Source organism: Micromonospora sp. SD19 (assembly GCF_054462275.1).
Window position 1 is genome coordinate 58,724 of sequence record NZ_JBTLMN010000001.1, and the last position, 16,445, is coordinate 75,168.

The following is a 16,445-nucleotide window of genomic DNA, read 5'->3' on the forward strand; positions in this document are numbered from 1 at the left end:
GGCCGGAGCGACGCACCCGGCCGGGGCTATCCTCCAGCGGTGACCGGAGCAGGACGAGGGAGGATGTCGCGATGATCGGAATGGTGCTCGCGGCCGGCGCGGGACGACGGCTGCGCCCGTACACCGACACCCTGCCCAAGGCGTTGGTGCCGGTGGACGGCGAGACGACGATCCTGGACATCGCGCTGGGCAACCTCGCCGAGGTCGGGCTCACCGACATCGTGATCGTCGTCGGCTACGCGGCGGACGCGGTCCGCGACCGGCAGGCCGACCTGGAGAAGCGGTACGGGGTCACGCTCACCCTGGTGCACAACGACAAGGCCGAGGAGTGGAACAACGCCTACTCGCTCTGGCTGGCCCGGGAGTACTTCGCGCGCGGGGTGCTGCTGGTCAACGGGGACACCGTGCACCCGGTGAGCGTGGAGAAGACCCTGCTCGCCGAGCGTGGTCCGGGCATCCTGCTCGCCGTGGACACCCTCAAGCCGCTGGCCGAGGAGGAGATGAAGACCACCTTCGACGCCGCCGGCCAGCTCACCCGGATCACCAAGATCATGGATCCGGGCGAGGCGTACGGGGAGTACATCGGCGCGACGCTGATCGAGCCGCAGGTCGCCGACGCCCTCGCCGACGCGCTGGAGGCCACCTGGCGACGGGACCCGAACCTCTACTACGAGGACGGTTACCAGGAGTTCTCCGACCGGGGCGGGGAGGTGCGGGCGGCGCCGATCGGTGACGTCCCGTGGGTCGAGGTCGACAACCACGCCGATCTGGCCCGCGCGCGGGAGATCGCGTGCCGCTACTAGCTCGTAGCGTCCTCACCCCGCTGCACATCGACGTGCGACGCGGGGCGGTCGCCGACCTGGGCGCGATCCTGGCCGACGGGCGGATCTCCTCCGGGGGCGACGTCGCGGTGGTGGTCGGTCCGGGTCAGGGTGCCCAGATCGCGGAGCTGATCCGACCGTCGCTGCGCTCGGCGGACGTCTTCACCGTCTCCGGCGGGACCTTGGACGCCGCCGACGACCTGGGCGGCAAGCTCCGCGCCCGGTCGTACGACGCGGTCGTCGGCATCGGCGGCGGCAAGACCATCGACGTGGCCAAGTACGCGGCCACCCGACGCGGACTGCCGATGGTGTCGGTGGCGACCAGCCTCGCCAACGACGGGATCGCCTCCCCGGTGGCCAGCCTGATCACCGACGGGATCAAGGGCTCCTACGGCGTGCACATCCCGATCGGGGTGATCGTCGACCTGGACTTCGTGGACAGCGGCCCGGACCGGCACAACCGGGCCGGCATCGGCGACGTGATCAGCAACATCAGCGCGCTGGCCGACTGGGAGCTGTCCCGGCAGGTACGCGGTGAGCCGGTCGACGGGCTGGCCGCCTCGCTCTCGCGGGCGGGCGCCGAAGCGGTGCTCAACCACCCGGGCGACATGAGCGACGACGCCTTCGTGATCGTCCTCGCCGAGGCGTTGATCTCCAGCGGCCTGGCGATGGCTGTCGACGGCACCAGCCGCCCGTGCAGCGGCGGCTGCCACGAGATCATGCACGCTGTCGACTCGCTCTTTCCCGGCACCGCCTCGCACGGCGAGCTGGCCGGGCTGGGCGCGCTGTTCTGCACCTGGCTGCGCGGAGACCTCCGCCGCTTCGGCGAGATGTCTGCCTGCCTGGCCCGACACGGTCTGCCCCGGCTCCCCGCCGAGGTGGCGCTCACCGACGACCAGTTCATCGAGGCGGTGCAGTTCGCGCCGCGTACCCGCCCGGACCGGTACACCATCCTCGAACACCTGGCACTGTCGCCTACCGAGACCCGGGAACGGCTGGCAGACTACGCCGGTGCAATCCGCGACCAGCTTGGCTGACCCCCGTCCCACCATCGCCGACTTCCACCGGGTCAACCGGGGTGGCGGCCTGTTCAGCGAGTCGATCAGCCAGTGGCTGGGGGCCGTCTTCGCGCTGGTAGCCCAGCGGCTCGGCCTGCGACCGACAGCGTTGACCATCACCAACCTGGTGCTCGGGCTGGCCACCTCGGTCACCGTGGTGGCGCTCGCCGGCCCGGTCGCCGCCGGGGACGTACCGGCCTGGCTGGTTGGTCTGCTCGCCCTGATCGGCTGGCAGGTGGCGTACTCACTGGACTGCGCGGACGGGCAGCTGGCCCGGGTGACCGGCCAGGGCAGCGCGGCCGGCGCCCGGGTCGACGTGCTCTGCGACGTGGCCGCGCAGATCGCCCTGGTGGCCGCCCTGGCCGCCACCGCCGTGGCGCAGCAGCCGTCCACGCCGACCTGGCTGGTGGCGGCCTTCGCCGGCACCTGGATGGTCAACCTGGTCACGTCGGTGATGCAGGCCGGGCCGAACGCGGCCAGCATGGTCACCTCGACCTCGCTGCCGGTGCGCCTGGTGAAGCTGGTCCGCGACTACGGCGCGGTTATCTTCGTGGCCGCCCTGGTGCTCGCGGTGGCCCCCGCGCTGGCCCTCTGGGTGATGATCGCCTTCACCATCGTCAACGGCGGTTTCCTGCTGGCCAGCATCGCCTTCTCCGCCCGCGCCTCGCTACGCTGACCGCCCCGCCCCCCCGGCCGGGCATCCGCCCCGCCCCGCTCCAAGATCCACACAACTTCCCTGATGTTGCTGCCTCCAGCCGCCGGCACACCGCAACAACCCTGAAGTTGCTGCCTCAAGCCGGCGGCGGGGCGGCGAGCGGCGCGGGTTCAGACGTGGTGGGGGGCACGGGACAGGCCCGCGTAGATGTCGATGAGCCGCTTGGTGACGACGTCGGGGTGGAAGGTGCGCTCGTAGCGGGCGCGGGCGGCCGAGGCCAGTCCGGGCGCACCGGCTCGGGCGACCGGCAGGGCGGCTGCGAGCGCGGCTGGCTCCGGCGCGACCACCCAACCGGCCTCGCCCTGAGCGATACCGGCCGGCATCGCCGACCGCCCGACCCCGGGGGCGATCGGCGAGGCGACCTCGGACGCGACAGGTGAGGCGACCGTTGAGGCGACGGCGGCCGGGCCGGTGCCGGCGGGCTCGTGCGGGGCGTCGGCCCCGACCAGGTACGGAATGCCGCCCAACGCCGTACCGAGCACCGGCCGGCCGCTCGCCAACGCCTCGATGATCACGGTGGGCAGCACGTCGTGCCACATCGCGGCGGCGATCACCACAGCGCTCGCCTCGACCGCTGCCTGCACGCCGGCCCGGTCGAGCTGGCCGAGGTAGACCACGTCGGGCCGCTCGGCGGCGGCTGCCTCCACGAGGTGGCGCAGCTCGCCGTCGCCGGCCACCCGCAGCGTGCCCAGCGAGCCCACCGGGTGCCGACGCCAGGCGTCCAGCAGCAGGTCGACGCCCTTCTCCGGGGAGAGCCGGGCCATGTAGAGGAACCCGTCACCGAGCGGCGCCGGCCGACCCGGGTCGGGTACGGAGTTCGGCTTCACCACGATGCGTTCGTCCGGGATGCCGTAGTCGCGCAGGTGGTCGGCGATCGCCGAGGTGAGCGCGATGTACCGGTCCACCGAGCGCCAGGTGCCCCGGTGCACGGCCAGGGTGGTCGCCATCAGCGCGCTCTGCACCGCCGAGTCGCGGTAGCAGCGGTGCTTGATCGCCGGCACCCCCAACGCCCGACCCTTGCAGTCCTGGCAGATCACCCCGTCGCGGAAGTAGATCCCCGAGGAGCAGACCTGCCGGTAGTTGTGCACCGTCTGCACCACCGGCACGCCGTGTCGGTGCGCGGTCCGCACCACCCAGGGCGAGAGCAGGGGGTACGGGTTGTGCAGGTGCAGAACGTCCGGCCGGTGCTCGGTGAGCAGGCGGCTCAGGTCGTGCTGGGCGCGCGGAGCCCAGATCGGCGAGATCGGCAGCAGCGCCTTGGCCGCCTTCGACATCGACGGGATCTCGTCCGAACTGCGGATGAAGGGCAGCACCTCGACGCCAGCGGCGGTGAGCTGAGCGATCTCCGAGTCGACGATCGTGTTCTCACCGGAGGGCTGGGCTTCCCGGTACCGGTTGTGCGCCACCACGATTCTCACTGAGCTTGCCTTTCGTTCGCGACCGTGCCGACTGTTGCTCGCGACTGCGGGGCTCGCAAGCTCACTCCTCGCGCTCGCGGTGGGAACTCGCAAGCTCATTCCTCACGCTCACGGGAAAGAAGGCTACCGTTGGGTCGTGCCCGAGCTACCGGAGGTTGAGGCGCTCGCGGGTTACCTGCGACAGCGCGCGGTGGGGCGGCGTGTCGATCGGCTGGAGATCGCCGCGATCAGTGCCCTGAAGACGTACGAGCCGGCGCCGACCGAGGTTGCCGGCCGGGCGGTGGTCGACGCCAGTCGGCACGGAAAGTTCCTCGATGTCCTCTTCGAGGGTGGCCTGCACCTGGTGGTGCATCTGGCGCGGGCGGGCTGGCTGCACTACCGGGAGGCGTTCCCCGCCACCACCCCACTCCGCCCGGGCAAGGGCCCGATCGCGGTGCGGGTACGCCTCGACGACGGTTCCGGCTTCGACCTCACCGAGGCGGGCACCCAGAAGAAGCTGGCGGCGTACCTGGTCACCGACCTCGCGGCGGTCCCCGGGGTGGCCAAGCTGGGCCCGGACGCGCTCGCCGCGGACCTGCCCACCTTCACCGAGCGGTTGCGGAGCCGGCGGGGGCAGGTCAAGGGGGTGCTGACCGACCAGTCGGTGCTGTCCGGCGTGGGCAACGCGTACTCCGACGAGATCCTGCACGCGGCGAAGCTGTCGCCGTTCGCGATCACCGATCGGCTCACCGACGCCCAGCTCGCCACGTTGCACGCCGCCACCCGGCAGGTCCTCGGTGACGCGGTCGAGCGGTCCCTCGGTCAGCGGGCCGCCGAACTCAAGGGCGAGAAGCGCTCGGGTCTGAAGGTGCACGCGCGGACCGGTCTGCCCTGCCCGGTGTGCGGGGACACCGTGCGCGAGGTGTCGTTCGCCGACTCCAGCCTCCAGTACTGCCCGACCTGCCAGACCGGCGGGAAGCCGCTCGCTGACCGTCGGTTGTCCCGTCTCGTACGGTGAGTAATTACACTCGGTGATCACCGAGTGGAATCGCCCTCACTGTGCCGAAGCTCCGGTCCGCCGGTCCCGCCGTTCGGGTATCCATCGGTATAGTGGCCCGGTCCCCGGCTTCTGAAATGGTGTGGAGCCGGCCAGATCCCACCGTAACCATCGGTCGCCAATCTCCTTCGGGGCGGCAACCGGTCGGGCTCGCGTGGGAGACTGGGACGGTGGGCGACCCGGGCCTTCACGCCGAGTGAGCGGCCCGTGTCATGCGGGAGGACATGGGTGAGGTGACGGCAAGCCTCCAGCGCCCGGTATCCAACGAAGGCCGGAGCAGACTCGTGCGGCACGTCGACAGCTTCGAGATCCAGCCGCCGACGCCGACTACGCACAACGGTGTACCCCGGTCGGCGTGGGCCAGGGCGCGACGTCGTGTCTCCCGTTGGCACCGCCCCTACACGGCCATCCTGGTGCTGCTCGACTTCGGCGCGGCGGCGTTCGCCAGCTGGATCGCCATCCAGCTCTTCGACCAGGCCGCCTCCGGGTTCTCCGGCACCAAGCAGGACCCGACCTGGTTCCACACCATCTCCTACCTCCTGCTCCCGCTCGGCTGGGTCGTCATCCTCTGGGGCAACCGGGCGTACGACCGGCGCTATCTGGGGCTCGGGCCCGACGAGTACAAGCGGGTCATCCGGGCGTCGGTGACGGTGGCCGCGAGCGTCTCCTTCCTCGCCTTCGCCACAGTGACCCAGCTCTCCCGGTTCACCGTGGGCACCGCGCTGGTCGGTGCGGCGCTGCTGATCCTCTGGGGCCGGTTCGTGGCCCGCTGGGCCCTGCACTACATCCGCCGGCAGGCCGGCCAGGCCGCGCACCGGATGGTGCTGGTCGGCACCCTGCCGGAGTGCCTGGAGGTCTACGCGGCGGTCACCCGCAGCCCGTCCGCCGGGCTGATGCCCGTCGCCATCCACATCACCAACGGGTACGCGGCGGCCCGGGGGATGCCGACCCCGGTGCCGGTCTACTCCGGCCGAGACGTGCTGGCCCTGGTCCGTGAGGTCGGCGGGGACACCATCGCCGTCTGCGGGTCGGCCAGCGCCGAGCCGGGTGAGCTGCGGCGGCTGGCCTGGCAGCTGGAGGGTTCCGGCGTCGACCTGGTGGTCGCCCCGCAGCTCACCGACATCGCCGGCCCCCGGGTGCACATCCGGCCGATCGAGGGTCTGCCGCTGCTGCACGTCGAGGAGCCGACCCTTTCCGGGCCGGCGCTGCTGGCCAAGAACCTGCTGGACCGGGTCGCCGCCGGCCTCGGTCTGCTGCTGCTGATCCCGCTCTTCCTGGCCATCGGCGTGGCGATTCGGATCTCCGACCCCGGGCCGGTCTTCTTCCGGCAGCCTCGGGTGGGGCACGAGGGGCGCACGTTCCGGGTGTGGAAGTTCCGGACCATGTACGTCAACGCCGAGGAGCGGCTGGCCAGCCTGGTCGACCGGAACGACACCGACGGCATGCTGTTCAAGATGAAGGAGGACCCACGGGTCTTCCCGGTGGGCCGCTTCCTGCGGGCCACCTCGCTGGACGAGCTGCCCCAGCTGATCAACGTGCTCTGGGGCGAGATGTCGCTGGTCGGGCCCCGCCCGCTGCCCGCCGACGACGGCGACTTCCTGGGTGACGTGCGCCGCCGCCTGCTGGTCCGCCCCGGCATGACCGGGCTGTGGCAGGTCTCCGGCCGCTCCGATCTGTCCTGGGACGAGTCGGTCCGACTGGACCTCTACTACGTCGACAACTGGTCGCTCGCGTACGACCTGAGCATCCTGTGGCGCACGGTCGGGGTGGTGCTCGCCCGCAAGGGCGCGTACTAGAGGCTTGGCGCGCCGGCCCGCAGGGGCGAGGATCGCTGCGTGGCTGCCAACCTCTCCGCCGTGGTCGGCGTCGTCTCGCTCGTCACCGCGCTGACCGCGGCCCTGTTGGCGGTGCTGCGGCTGCGGGCCCGCCGGGGCATCGCCACCGCCACCCAGCGGGCCACCTACGAGGTGCTGCACACCGCCGGTCTGGCCGCCGAGCCACTGCGCGCGGGGCTGAGCGAGGCGGGCGCGACGAAGGCCGTACGTCATCTGCGGGCTCTGGTGGGCGCGGCCGGTCTGGCACTCACCGACGCCGACCGGTTGCTGGCTCTCGACGGGCGCGGCACGCACCACGGGGAGCAACTGCTCGCGGCGGCCCGGCGGACGGTGGACACCGGCCGTTCGACGGTGCTGGGTGAGCAGGATCTGCACTGCGACCGGGTCGACTGCCCGATCCGGGGGGCGGTGGTCGCACCGTTGCTGGGGGCGGACGGCCGGGTGGTGGGCGCGCTCGTGGCGGTCGCGGACAGCCCACCGCCTCCGGGGTTGGTGCAGGCCACCCTGGAGACGGCGCACTGGGCCGGCAACCAGCTCGCCCTGGCCGAGTTGGACTCGTCGCGGGAGCGGCTGGCCCGCGCCGAGATCCGGGCGTTGCGGGCGCAGATCAGCCCGCACTTCATCTACAACGCGCTGACCGCGATCGGCTCGTTCGTGCGCACCGACCCGGAGCGGGCCCGGGAGCTGATCCTGGAGTTCGCGGAGTTCACCAGGTACTCGTTCCGGGCGCACGGGGAGTTCACCACGCTGGCCGAGGAGCTGCGGTCGATCGACCGGTACCTGACCATCGAGCGGGCCCGGTTCGGCGACCGGTTGCAGGTGCGGTTGCAGATCGCCCCGGAGGTGCTGCCGGTGACGCTGCCGTTCCTCTGCCTCCAACCGTTGGTGGAGAACGCCGTTCGCCACGGGTTGTCCCGTAAGCCGGGCACGGGCATGGTGAGCATCGAGGCCCGGGACGCGGGGGCCGAATGTCACATCACGGTGGAGGACGACGGAGTGGGAATGGATCCGACCACGCTGACCGCCGGCATCGCCGAGCTGGCTCGCGGCATCGGCGACCCGGGTGACGACACGAGCCAGCACGTCGGCCTCTCCAACGTCGACGAGCGGTTGCGCTCGGTCTTCGGTGACCGGTTCGGTCTGGTCGTGGAGACCGGGCTGGGTTCGGGTACGAAGGTGAGCATGCGGGTGCCGAAGTTCCACCCCGGCGTGCGGGCCGGCTCGTGAGCGAGCGAGCCGGGACGGGTGTGGTGAACGCGTCCGGTTTCCTGCGCGTCCTCGCCGTCGACGACGAACCGCCCGCGCTCGACGAGTTGGCGTACCACCTGCGGGCCGATCCCCGGGTGGCCCGGCTGCACACGGCCTCCGACGCCACCGAGGCGTTGCGGTTGTTGCGCGACGCCGACGTGGACGTGGTCTTCCTGGACATCCGGATGCCCGGCCTGGACGGCATGGAGCTGGCCCGGGTGCTGCGCCGCTTCGCCCGCCCACCGGCGATCGTGTTCGTCACCGCCTACGACGACGGCGCTGTGGACGCCTTCGATCTGGGCGCCACCGACTATGTGCGGAAACCGGTTCGCGCCGATCGGCTGGCCGAGTCGTTGCGCCGGGTGATCGGCTCGCGGGTGGTGCCGTCGCATCCGGCGGCGTTGGCCCGCGCGGAGGAGGACCCGACCATCCCGATCGAGTTGGCCGGCACCACCCGGATGTTGCCCCGCTCGGCGGTGCGGTGGGTGGAGGCGCAGGGCGACTACGCCCGATTGCACACCGCGGAGGGGTCGCACCTGGTGCGGGTCTCGCTGGCCACGCTCGCGGAGCGCTGGGCGGATGCCGGTTTTGTTCGGGTGCACCGGTCGTACCTGGTGCAGTTGAAGTTGATCGCGGAGTTGCGGCTGGTCAACTCCGGCTACGTGGTGGTGATCGACTCCACCGAGCTGCCGGTGAGCCGGCGGCACACCAGGGAGTTGAAGGACAAGCTGGTCAGGGCTGCGAAACAGGACTGGAGTCGCTGAGCCGGGAATGAGAAGCGGTGTGCCGTACGTTGTACGATAGATCGTACGACTTCCGGGAGGCCCGCGTGACCGAGACCCCGTTCAACGCCGAATCCGAGTTCGACAACCAACTCGACCGACTGGTGCAACTCGGCTATCCCGCCCTCGCCGGGCTGACCGAGAACGCCTTCCGCGACCTGGTCGCGCCACTGCGGGCCAGGGCGGCCGAGGGCACCGCCGGGCTGCCCGCCCCCACCGACGCCCGGGTGCCGTTCCTGCTGGTCATCACCCGGGATCTGATCGGGGTGCCGGAACGGGTGGCGCTGACCACAGTGGCCGGCAAGCGCAAGCCCGGCGTCGTCGACCGCAACTACGCCGAGGACGACCTGCCCCGCTTCGACCCGATCAAGGAGTTGGAGGTGCCCGCCGGGCCGGCGTACCTGCTCTTCGACGTCGACCGGGGCGAGGAGTACCGCAACCTGGCCCCGGCCACCGCCCTGGAGGGGATCACCGCGCAGGGCCGGCTGCCGCTCAGCATCGACGAGGGGCTCGCCTTCATCACGCTGCACCCGGCCGCGTTGGCGAGCAACAGGTGCTTCTCGCTGATCGGCTCCCGCTGCGGCGACAAGCGGGTGCCGGCGCTCTGGATCAGCCAGGGCGCGCCCAAGCTGGGCTGGTGCTGGTACGGCAACCCGCACACCTGGCTCGGCTCCGCCTCGGCCCGGCCGGAGCGCATCGGCCTGGACTGACCGTCGACGCGGCGGGCGGGCGGCTCCCGGTGACGGGTCAGAAGATGTCGGCCAGCGGCAGGGCGAGAGGGAACGGCCGCTCGGCGCGGTAGACCTCGCCGACCGGCAGAACGACCTGCTCGCGGTAGCCGCCCGCGCCGTTCACCAGCACGGTCAGGGTCTGCTTGCGGGGCTCCACCAACCAGTAGAGCGGAATGCCGACGGCCGCGTACTCGTGACGTTTGAGGACCAGGTCGCGGCCGGCGTTACTTGGCGAGATCACCTCGACGACGAGGAGCACGTCGGCCGGGTCGAGCGCGGCGCCGCCGCTGTCCAGTGCGCTCTCCGTGGCGACGAAGAGATCAGGCACGAGGTACGACGAGCGTTTCGCGCTGACCCCGATGTCCTGACCGACGAGCACACCGGCGGGGGCCTGCCGGTCGAGGGCACGGCGGAGGCGGTTGGCGACCGCGCCATGGAAGACGTCCGCATGGGGGGACGCGAGCAGGCTCCCGTCGAAGATCTCGTAGACCTGGTCGTCCTCGGGGAGGCTCTGGAGGTCGTCCACCGTCCAGGCGTCGCCCCAGCCGGGCCGGGCAGGGTTGGTCACCGTCACACCTCCTCTCTACCGGACCACCCTGGCAGCTCAGTCGGTTGTCCACAACGAGCCTCGGGAGTTCCCACACGCCAGCCGGCGTGATCCCCGAGTTATCCACAGGCGTGAGCGGTTCTCCACAGGTTATGCACAACGCCACCCACCGATGTGCACACCGCACTGCTTGACAATCGCGTACGGCCGGCGAGACTGCCGGGGTGGCCAAGCAACTCCCGGACGTGGGGTCAGGCGCTGCGGTGCCGCCGCCCCGGCGGTCCCGGATCGTGCTGGCCGAGATCACCCGGCAGGACACCCGCGCCGAGCGGACCCGCACCGAACTGGCCCAGCAGACCCAGGTCGGCGAGGCGCTGGTCCGCGGCCTGGTCCGGGCCCAACTCGCGTTGGCGCTGCGGCTGTCCCTGGTGGTGGCCATCGGGTTGGGCGGGCTGCCCTGGCTGTTCGCGATCGCGCCCTCGCTCGGCCGGACCACCGTGGCCGGCGTCAACCTGCCCTGGCTGCTGCTCGGGGTGGCCTCCTTCCCGTTCCTGATCGCCGTGGGCTGGGCGTACGTGCGGCTGGCCGAACGCAACGAGCAGGACTTCACCGACCTGGTGCAACGGCCGGAGCGCTGAGTGGGCAACGACTTCGTGGTCCCGGCCATCGTCGCGGTCACCCTGGTCACCGTCGGGATCGGCTTCTACGGGCTGCGGTTGGCCCGGACCACGTCCGACTTCCTGGTGGCGTCCCGGGCGATCAGTCCGACGTGGAACGCCGCCGCCATCGGCGGGGAGTACCTGTCGGCGGCGAGCTTCCTGGGCATCGCCGGGCTGGTCCTCAAGTACGGCGTGGACGTGCTCTGGTACCCGGTCGGGTTCGCCGCCGGCTATCTGGCTCTGCTGCTGTTCGTGGCCGCGCCGCTGCGCCGCTCCGGCGCGTTCACCCTGCCCGACTTCTGCGAACTGCGGCTGGGCTCACGTCGACTCCGCATCCTGGCCACCGCCTTCGTGATCTTCATCGGTTGGCTGTACCTGGTGCCGCAGCTCCAGGGCGCCGGGCTGACCCTGGCCACGGTGGCCGGCTCCCCGTACCCCCTCGGAGCCCTGCTGGTTGCCGCCGTGGTCACCGCGAACGTGGCGCTGGGCGGGATGCGCGCGATCACCTTCGTGCAGGCGTTCCAGTACTGGCTCAAGCTGACCGCACTCGCCGTACCGGTGATCTTCCTGGCGCTCCAGTGGCAGGCCGACGGGCGGCCGGCGGTGACCCCACCCGACGGGCCGACGTTCCGGGCCGCGACCACCGTCGTGGTCGAGCACCGGGCGACCCTCACCCTGCCCGACGGCGACATCCGGGAGGTACGCCCCGGCGACGAGCTGACCTTCGCCGCCGGTGACCCGGTGCCGGCGGTGTCCGGGGCGGCCACCGACGCCAACGACTGGTTGCTGCCCAGCGCCGCCGGTGCCGACGACCGGGGCCTGTTCGCCACGTACTCGCTGATCCTGGCCACCTTCCTGGGCACCATGGGCCTGCCGCACGTGCTGGTGCGCTTCTACACCAACCCGGACGGCGCGGCGGCCCGCCGGACCACCCTGGTAGTGCTGGCCCTGGTCGGCGTTTTCTACCTGCTGCCCACCCTGTACGGGGTCCTCGGCCGGATCTACACCCCGCAACTGCTGCTCAGCGGCCAGACCGACGCGGTGGTGGTGCTGCTACCCGGCGCGGCCCTGGGTGACGGGCTGGTCGGGCGGCTGCTCGCCGCGCTGGTCGCCGCGGGCGCGTTCGCGGCGTTCCTCTCCACCTCGTCCGGGCTGCTGACCAGCGTCGCCGGGGTGATCTCGACGGACGTGCTCGGTCGGGGCTCGGTACGCGGTTTCCGGCTCGCCACCGTCATCGCCGGTGGTGTGCCGGCGGTGCTGGCACTGCACGTCTCCGGGCTGGACGTGTCGCAGGTCGTCGGGCTGGCCTTCGCGGTCGCCGCGTCGAGCTTCTGCCCGCTGCTGGTGCTCGGCATCTGGTGGCGCGGGCTGACCGACGTGGGCGCCGCCGCGGGTGTGGTGGTCGGCGGCGGCGCGGCGATCGGCGCGGTGCTGGTCACCGTCCTCGGCCCGCCGCTGTCCGGTTGGCCGGCCACGCTGATCGCGCAGCCGGCCGCCTGGACGGTGCCACTGGCCTTCACCGTGATGGTCGCCGTGTCGATGGCGACCCGCAGGCGGGCCCCGGCCGACATCGCCGCCACCATGCTCCGCCTGCACACCCCCGAAGCCCTCCGCATGCAGTAAGCGCCAGGACCGCGCCGATCTTGCACTTCCGGTTGTTGATAAAGGTGGTTATGTGCCTTGTGTCGGGACAGGAAACGCAAGATCGCGATGTGGTCCGCCTCAGGGAGGATCGCGGGTCCGGCCGGCGGCGGAGGGCGTGACTGGCGATGGGCGGATAACGTCGGCGCATGACTGTTGAGCACCCCGCGCTCGCACTGCGTGGCCTGGCCAAGCGGTTCGACGGCACGATCGCGGTGGCCGGCGTCGACCTGGACGTCCCCGCCGGCTCCTTCTACGGCCTGCTCGGCCCGAACGGCGCCGGCAAGACCACCACCCTGTCGATGGCGGTCGGGCTGCTGCGTCCGGATGCCGGCTCGGCCTGGGTGCTCGGCCACGACGTCTGGCAGGACCCGGTGACCGCCAAGCGGTTGCTCGGCGTGATGCCCGACGGGGTCCGGCTGTTCGACCGGCTGACCGGGGCGGAGCTGCTGGCGTACAACGGCTTGTTGCGGGGGATGGACCCGGCGGTTGTCGACCAGCGGGCAGCCGAGCTGCTGGACGTGCTGGCGCTCGGCGACGCCGGTCGGACCCTGGTGGTGGACTACTCGGCGGGCATGAAGAAGAAGATCGGCCTGGCCTGCGCGCTGCTGCACGGCCCCCGGGTGCTGGTGTTGGACGAGCCGTTCGAGGCGGTCGACCCGGTCTCCGCGGCGCTGATCCGGGACATCCTCACCCGCTACGCGGCCGGTGGCGGCACTGTCGTGTTCTCCAGTCACGTGATGGAGGTCGTCGAGCGGCTCTGCTCGCACGTGGCGATCCTCGCCAGCGGCACCATCAAGCGGGTCGGGACGATCGACGAGGTCCGTGGCGACCGTTCGTTGGAGCAGGTCTTCGTCGAGGTGGTCGGCGGGCGCACCGCGACCGGCGAGGAGTTGTCGTGGCTCTCCCGGTGAGCGCTGACGCCACCCCCGCCGCGCCGGCACGGCCGGTCTCCGCCCGCCACTTCGTGCGGCTGAAGCTGCGGGTGATGGCCAACAACTTTCGGGGCCAGGGCTGGCGGATCGCCATGTTCATCGGCGGCGCGTTGCTCGGGCTGTGGTTCGCCGCCAGCGGTTTCTTCCTCTTCGCCGCACCTGGCCTGACCGACAACGGCCGGTACGCGGTGCTGGTCGCGGCGGCCGGCGGCGGGCTGCTGGTGCTCGGTTGGCTGCTGCTGCCACTCGTCTTCTTCGGCGTGGACGAGACACTCGACCCGGCCCGGTTCGCGCTGCTGCCACTGCCCCGGCGCACGTTGGTGACCGGCCTGTTCGTGGCGGCCCTGATCAGCGTCCCGGTGGTGGCGGTGCTGGTCGCGGCGTCCGGGCTGGTGTTGACCGCCTGGTCGCTGGGTGGCTGGTCGGCGGGGGTGGTCGCCGCCGTGGGGGTGCTCGCCGGTTTGCTGCTCTGTGTGGCCGCCAGCCGGGCGGTGACCAGCGCCTTCGCCACCATGCTGCGGTCCCGACGGGTCCGCGACCTGGCGGCCGTGCTGTTGGCGGTGGTCGCCGCGTTGCTCGGCCCGTTGCAGATCTTCGGCCTCGCCGCGCTGCGTGAGGCGGACTGGGATCGGCTGGCAGGTGTGGCGACGGTGATCGGTTGGACGCCGCTGGGCGCGCCGTGGACCGCCGGCATCGACGTGGCCCAGGGGCGGGTGTGGGCGGCACCGGTCAAGTTGCTGATCACGGTGGTGGCGCTCGTCGCCCTGCTGGCTTGGTGGTCCCGTTCGCTGGAGTCGGCGATGGTGGGTGCGGCGAGCGCCGGTAAGGCCCCGGCACGACGAGGGGTCGACGGTGGCGCGGTCGCCCAGCTGTTTCCCCGGGTCGCCGGTTGGGCCCGCCGGGACCGGTTCGGTGCCCTGGTCGCCCGGGAGGCCCGTTACTGGTGGCGGGACGCTCGCCGCCGGGCCAACCTGATCACCATCGCGGTGGTCGGCATCTTCGTGCCAGTGATGATCAACGTTACCGGCGGGGACTTCGCGGCCGTCGGCGACGAGGGCTTCACCGCGGCTGCCAGTGACAGCTCACCGGTCGTGGTGACCATCTCGATGGTCTTCGTGGGGGTGCTCGCGGCCGTCACCCTGGCCAACCAGTTCGGTTTCGACGGCAGCGCGTACGCCGCGAACGTGGTGGCCGGGGTGCCCGGCAGGGTCGAGCTGCGAGCCCGGATCACGGCCTTCTCGCTGTACGTCCTGCCGATGTTGACGGTCGTCGCGGTGGTGCTGTCGTTGCTGCTCGGTGAACCGGGTTGGATCGGGCTGACCGCCGGTGCCCTGGTCGCCACCTACGGCGTCGGGCTGGCAGTGAACTGCCTGGTCTCGGTGCTCGGGGCGTACTCGCTGCCGGAGACGAGCAACCCGTTCGCGATGAACAGCGGCGCGGGCCTGACGAAGGGGCTGCTCACTCTGCTGGCCATGCTCGCCTCGGCGGTCGCCGCGGTGCCGATGGTGGTGGCCGCCGCGCTGCTCGGTGACGCCTGGCTCTGGCTGGCCCTACCGGTCGGCGCCGGTTACGGGCTCGGCGCGGCGCTGCTGGGCGCGTACCTGGCCGGCGACGTGCTGGACCGCCGGATGCCGGAACTGCTCGCCACCGTCACCCCGCGCCGTTAACCGGCGCGGCGGCCCGGGGTTTGGGCGGCGTCGGCGACGAAGCCGCGCCAGGCACCCGGGGCGAAGGCGAGGATCGGGCCGGAACGGTCCTTGCTGTCCCGGACCAGCACGACGCCGGGCAAATTGTCGGCCACCTCGACGCAGGCACCGCCCGTGTCGCCGGACCTGGTCGACGTCCGCCAGCGGGGTTGAGCAACGGTCATGGCGTCACCTTCAGCTTCCGGATCAGATCCAGCGAGGCGCTTGTAGAGAGTGCTTCGCCGAGCAGGCTATCCCATTTCCGACCAATCAGACGGACGACGTCCGGGTCGTCGATGACGTGCCCACGAGCGACATCCTCAACGTAGGTGACCCGTTCCCCGTCGGGCAGTTCAGCGAGCAGAAAGCCGCCGGTCAGCCCGACGTGAGCACCGGCGTCGAGTGGCACGACGTGCAGCCTGACGCTGGGCATGACGGCGAGTTCCATCAGCCGACCGAGCTGAGCGTCCAGTACCGCCGGCCCGCCGACCGGGCGGCGTAGAGCCGTCTCGTCGAGGACGAAGACGCACTGCGGCGACTCCGCCCGCTGCCACAACTGCTGTCGTTCCATCCGGACCGTGACCAGCTCGTCCACCACCTTGGTGGGATTCAGTCCACCAGCGGAAATGACCGCGCGGGCGTAGTCCTCGGTTTGCAGGAGCCCCGGAATCAGGCACGGCTCGAACTCGCAGAGCCTGATCGCCTGCTCCTCATGATTGCGCCATGGAACGAACCACGTCGGCAGCCGCTGGCGATCGGCAGCACGCAACAGTTCGGCGAGGAGGCCGCCGGTGGCTAGGGCCTCGTCGGCGGCGACCGCGAACTCCATTGTCGGTCGACGTCGGCCGGTCTCGATGGCCGCCACTGTGGATGGACTCCACTTGGTGAGGCCCGCCAGAGCTTCCTGGGACACCTCGGCACCGGCTCGGGCGGCCTTCAACGCCCGCACCCACATTTCGACGTTCATCCTTACCTCTCCGGTAAGTACGTGACTGCGTTGCGTAGTAATCCCTGGCATCCTCCCCTGTCCGCGCCTTTCCGTCCAGGGTGGAGAGCACGCGGCCCGGCCGGTGGAGGCGACGTCCCGGCGACTGGGTCCTGCGTTCGGGCCGCCCCGGTCATCCCCCCGATCGGGGCGGCCCTCGTCGACCGGGAGGAGATGAGCCATGTTCCGATTCATCCGGGGCAGGAACGAAGCGCGGTGGTCGTACCGGAAGAAGAAGGTTGCGGCACCGCCGGCCGTGCCGGGCGCGACCGGCTCGGAGCGCTCGGCAGGCCCGCCGAACCGAGCACCCGCATGGGCGAACGGGCCGACGGTCGCCTTGCCGCGACCA

The 16,445-nt window shown here is 71.4% G+C and carries 16 protein-coding genes; 12 read left to right on the forward strand and 4 right to left on the reverse strand.

The annotated features are described in order from the left end of the window. Window positions 1-71: 71 nt before the first annotated feature. Genes ACX27O_RS00270 through ACX27O_RS00280 form a run of 3 tightly spaced genes read left to right on the forward strand, consistent with a single transcriptional unit; the run spans window position 72 to window position 2,555 of the window. Window positions 72-803: a phosphocholine cytidylyltransferase family protein gene (locus tag ACX27O_RS00270; RefSeq protein ID WP_030331650.1), complete on the forward strand. Its 732-nt coding sequence runs from the start codon at window positions 72-74 to the stop codon at window positions 801-803. Further along, window positions 791-1,858, forward strand: coding sequence for an iron-containing alcohol dehydrogenase family protein (locus ACX27O_RS00275; protein ID WP_030331652.1), 1,068 nt, complete (start codon window positions 791-793; stop codon window positions 1,856-1,858). The genes ACX27O_RS00270 and ACX27O_RS00275 overlap by 13 nt, the downstream gene beginning before the upstream one ends. Then, the gene (locus tag ACX27O_RS00280) at window positions 1,833-2,555 is read left to right on the forward strand and encodes a CDP-alcohol phosphatidyltransferase family protein (protein ID WP_030331654.1); all 723 of its coding nucleotides are present in this window, start codon (window positions 1,833-1,835) and stop codon (window positions 2,553-2,555) included. The genes ACX27O_RS00275 and ACX27O_RS00280 overlap by 26 nt, the downstream gene beginning before the upstream one ends. Before the next feature lie 149 nt (window positions 2,556-2,704). Here the strand turns inward: ACX27O_RS00280 and ACX27O_RS00285 are convergent, their stop codons facing one another. Further along, window positions 2,705-4,012 carry a glycosyltransferase gene (locus ACX27O_RS00285; RefSeq protein ID WP_358129654.1) on the reverse strand — a complete coding sequence of 436 codons (1,308 nt, stop codon included), beginning with the start codon at window positions 4,010-4,012 and terminating at the stop codon, window positions 2,705-2,707. 136 nt (window positions 4,013-4,148) lie between these two features. Between ACX27O_RS00285 and ACX27O_RS00290 the strand changes: the two genes are divergently transcribed. From ACX27O_RS00290 to ACX27O_RS00310, 5 genes are all read left to right on the forward strand, one after another. Beyond that, the gene (locus tag ACX27O_RS00290; protein ID WP_030331658.1) at window positions 4,149-5,009 is read left to right on the forward strand and encodes an Fpg/Nei family DNA glycosylase; all 861 of its coding nucleotides are present in this window, start codon (window positions 4,149-4,151) and stop codon (window positions 5,007-5,009) included. Window positions 5,010-5,272: 263 nt separating this feature from the next. Then, a complete protein-coding gene (locus tag ACX27O_RS00295) occupies window positions 5,273-6,844 on the forward strand; it encodes a sugar transferase (RefSeq protein ID WP_030331660.1) in 1,572 nt (523 codons plus the stop codon). Window positions 6,845-6,883: 39 nt separating this feature from the next. Beyond that, the gene (locus ACX27O_RS00300; RefSeq protein ID WP_210865578.1) at window positions 6,884-8,110 is read left to right on the forward strand and encodes a sensor histidine kinase; all 1,227 of its coding nucleotides are present in this window, start codon (window positions 6,884-6,886) and stop codon (window positions 8,108-8,110) included. Between the two features lie 23 nt (window positions 8,111-8,133). Further along, window positions 8,134-8,895: a LytR/AlgR family response regulator transcription factor gene (locus ACX27O_RS00305; RefSeq protein ID WP_030331664.1), complete on the forward strand. Its 762-nt coding sequence runs from the start codon at window positions 8,134-8,136 to the stop codon at window positions 8,893-8,895. A 65-nt stretch (window positions 8,896-8,960) separates the two neighbouring features. Next, window positions 8,961-9,623, forward strand: a complete 663-nt coding sequence (locus ACX27O_RS00310) for a DUF5701 family protein (protein WP_309140808.1) — start codon at window positions 8,961-8,963, stop codon at window positions 9,621-9,623. Between the two features lie 37 nt (window positions 9,624-9,660). On the opposite strand, the gene ACX27O_RS00315 is transcribed toward ACX27O_RS00310, so the two are convergent. Next, a complete protein-coding gene (locus tag ACX27O_RS00315) occupies window positions 9,661-10,212 on the reverse strand; it encodes a Uma2 family endonuclease (protein ID WP_210860821.1) in 552 nt (183 codons plus the stop codon). A gap of 203 nt (window positions 10,213-10,415) precedes the next feature. Here ACX27O_RS00315 and ACX27O_RS00320 point away from each other — a divergent pair, with 203 nt between their 5' ends. The 4 genes from ACX27O_RS00320 (at window position 10,416) to ACX27O_RS00335 (ending at window position 15,093) form a co-directional block, all read left to right on the forward strand. Beyond that, window positions 10,416-10,829 carry a DUF485 domain-containing protein gene (locus tag ACX27O_RS00320; RefSeq protein WP_245233621.1) on the forward strand — a complete coding sequence of 138 codons (414 nt, stop codon included), beginning with the start codon at window positions 10,416-10,418 and terminating at the stop codon, window positions 10,827-10,829. Continuing rightward, window positions 10,830-12,473, forward strand: a complete 1,644-nt coding sequence (locus tag ACX27O_RS00325) for a sodium/solute symporter (RefSeq protein WP_030331672.1) — start codon at window positions 10,830-10,832, stop codon at window positions 12,471-12,473. It begins immediately after the preceding gene. 167 nt (window positions 12,474-12,640) lie between these two features. After that, window positions 12,641-13,405 (forward strand): ABC transporter ATP-binding protein, encoded by a 765-nt coding sequence (locus ACX27O_RS00330; protein WP_030331674.1) that lies wholly within the window; start codon window positions 12,641-12,643, stop codon window positions 13,403-13,405. After that, complete coding sequence (locus tag ACX27O_RS00335) at window positions 13,402-15,093, forward strand: ABC transporter permease (RefSeq protein ID WP_210865622.1); 1,692 nt, start codon at window positions 13,402-13,404, stop codon at window positions 15,091-15,093. Before ACX27O_RS00330 ends, ACX27O_RS00335 begins: the two co-directional genes overlap by 4 nt. Here ACX27O_RS00335 and ACX27O_RS00340 read toward each other — a convergent pair. Then, window positions 15,090-15,296 (reverse strand): DUF397 domain-containing protein, encoded by a 207-nt coding sequence (locus tag ACX27O_RS00340; protein ID WP_210859158.1) that lies wholly within the window; start codon window positions 15,294-15,296, stop codon window positions 15,090-15,092. The two genes, ACX27O_RS00335 and ACX27O_RS00340, sit on opposite strands and share 4 nt — an antisense overlap. Beyond that, complete coding sequence (locus ACX27O_RS00345) at window positions 15,293-16,078, reverse strand: helix-turn-helix domain-containing protein (protein WP_210859166.1); 786 nt, start codon at window positions 16,076-16,078, stop codon at window positions 15,293-15,295. The genes ACX27O_RS00340 and ACX27O_RS00345 overlap by 4 nt, the downstream gene beginning before the upstream one ends. Window positions 16,079-16,445 lie beyond the last annotated feature (367 nt).

What these genes read in the sequence shown, in the direction of transcription:
- ACX27O_RS00270 (WP_030331650.1), top strand. Translation starts at nt 72, where the DNA reads ATGATCGGAATGGTGCTCGCGGCCGGCGCGGGACGACGGCTGCGCCCG.
- ACX27O_RS00295 (WP_030331660.1), top strand. Translation starts at nt 5,273, where the DNA reads ATGGGTGAGGTGACGGCAAGCCTCCAGCGCCCGGTATCCAACGAAGGC.
- ACX27O_RS00330 (WP_030331674.1), top strand. Translation starts at nt 12,641, where the DNA reads ATGACTGTTGAGCACCCCGCGCTCGCACTGCGTGGCCTGGCCAAGCGG.
- ACX27O_RS00340 (WP_210859158.1), bottom strand. Translation starts at nt 15,296, where the DNA reads ATGACCGTTGCTCAACCCCGCTGGCGGACGTCGACCAGGTCCGGCGAC.
- ACX27O_RS00345 (WP_210859166.1), bottom strand. Translation starts at nt 16,078, where the DNA reads ATGAACGTCGAAATGTGGGTGCGGGCGTTGAAGGCCGCCCGAGCCGGT.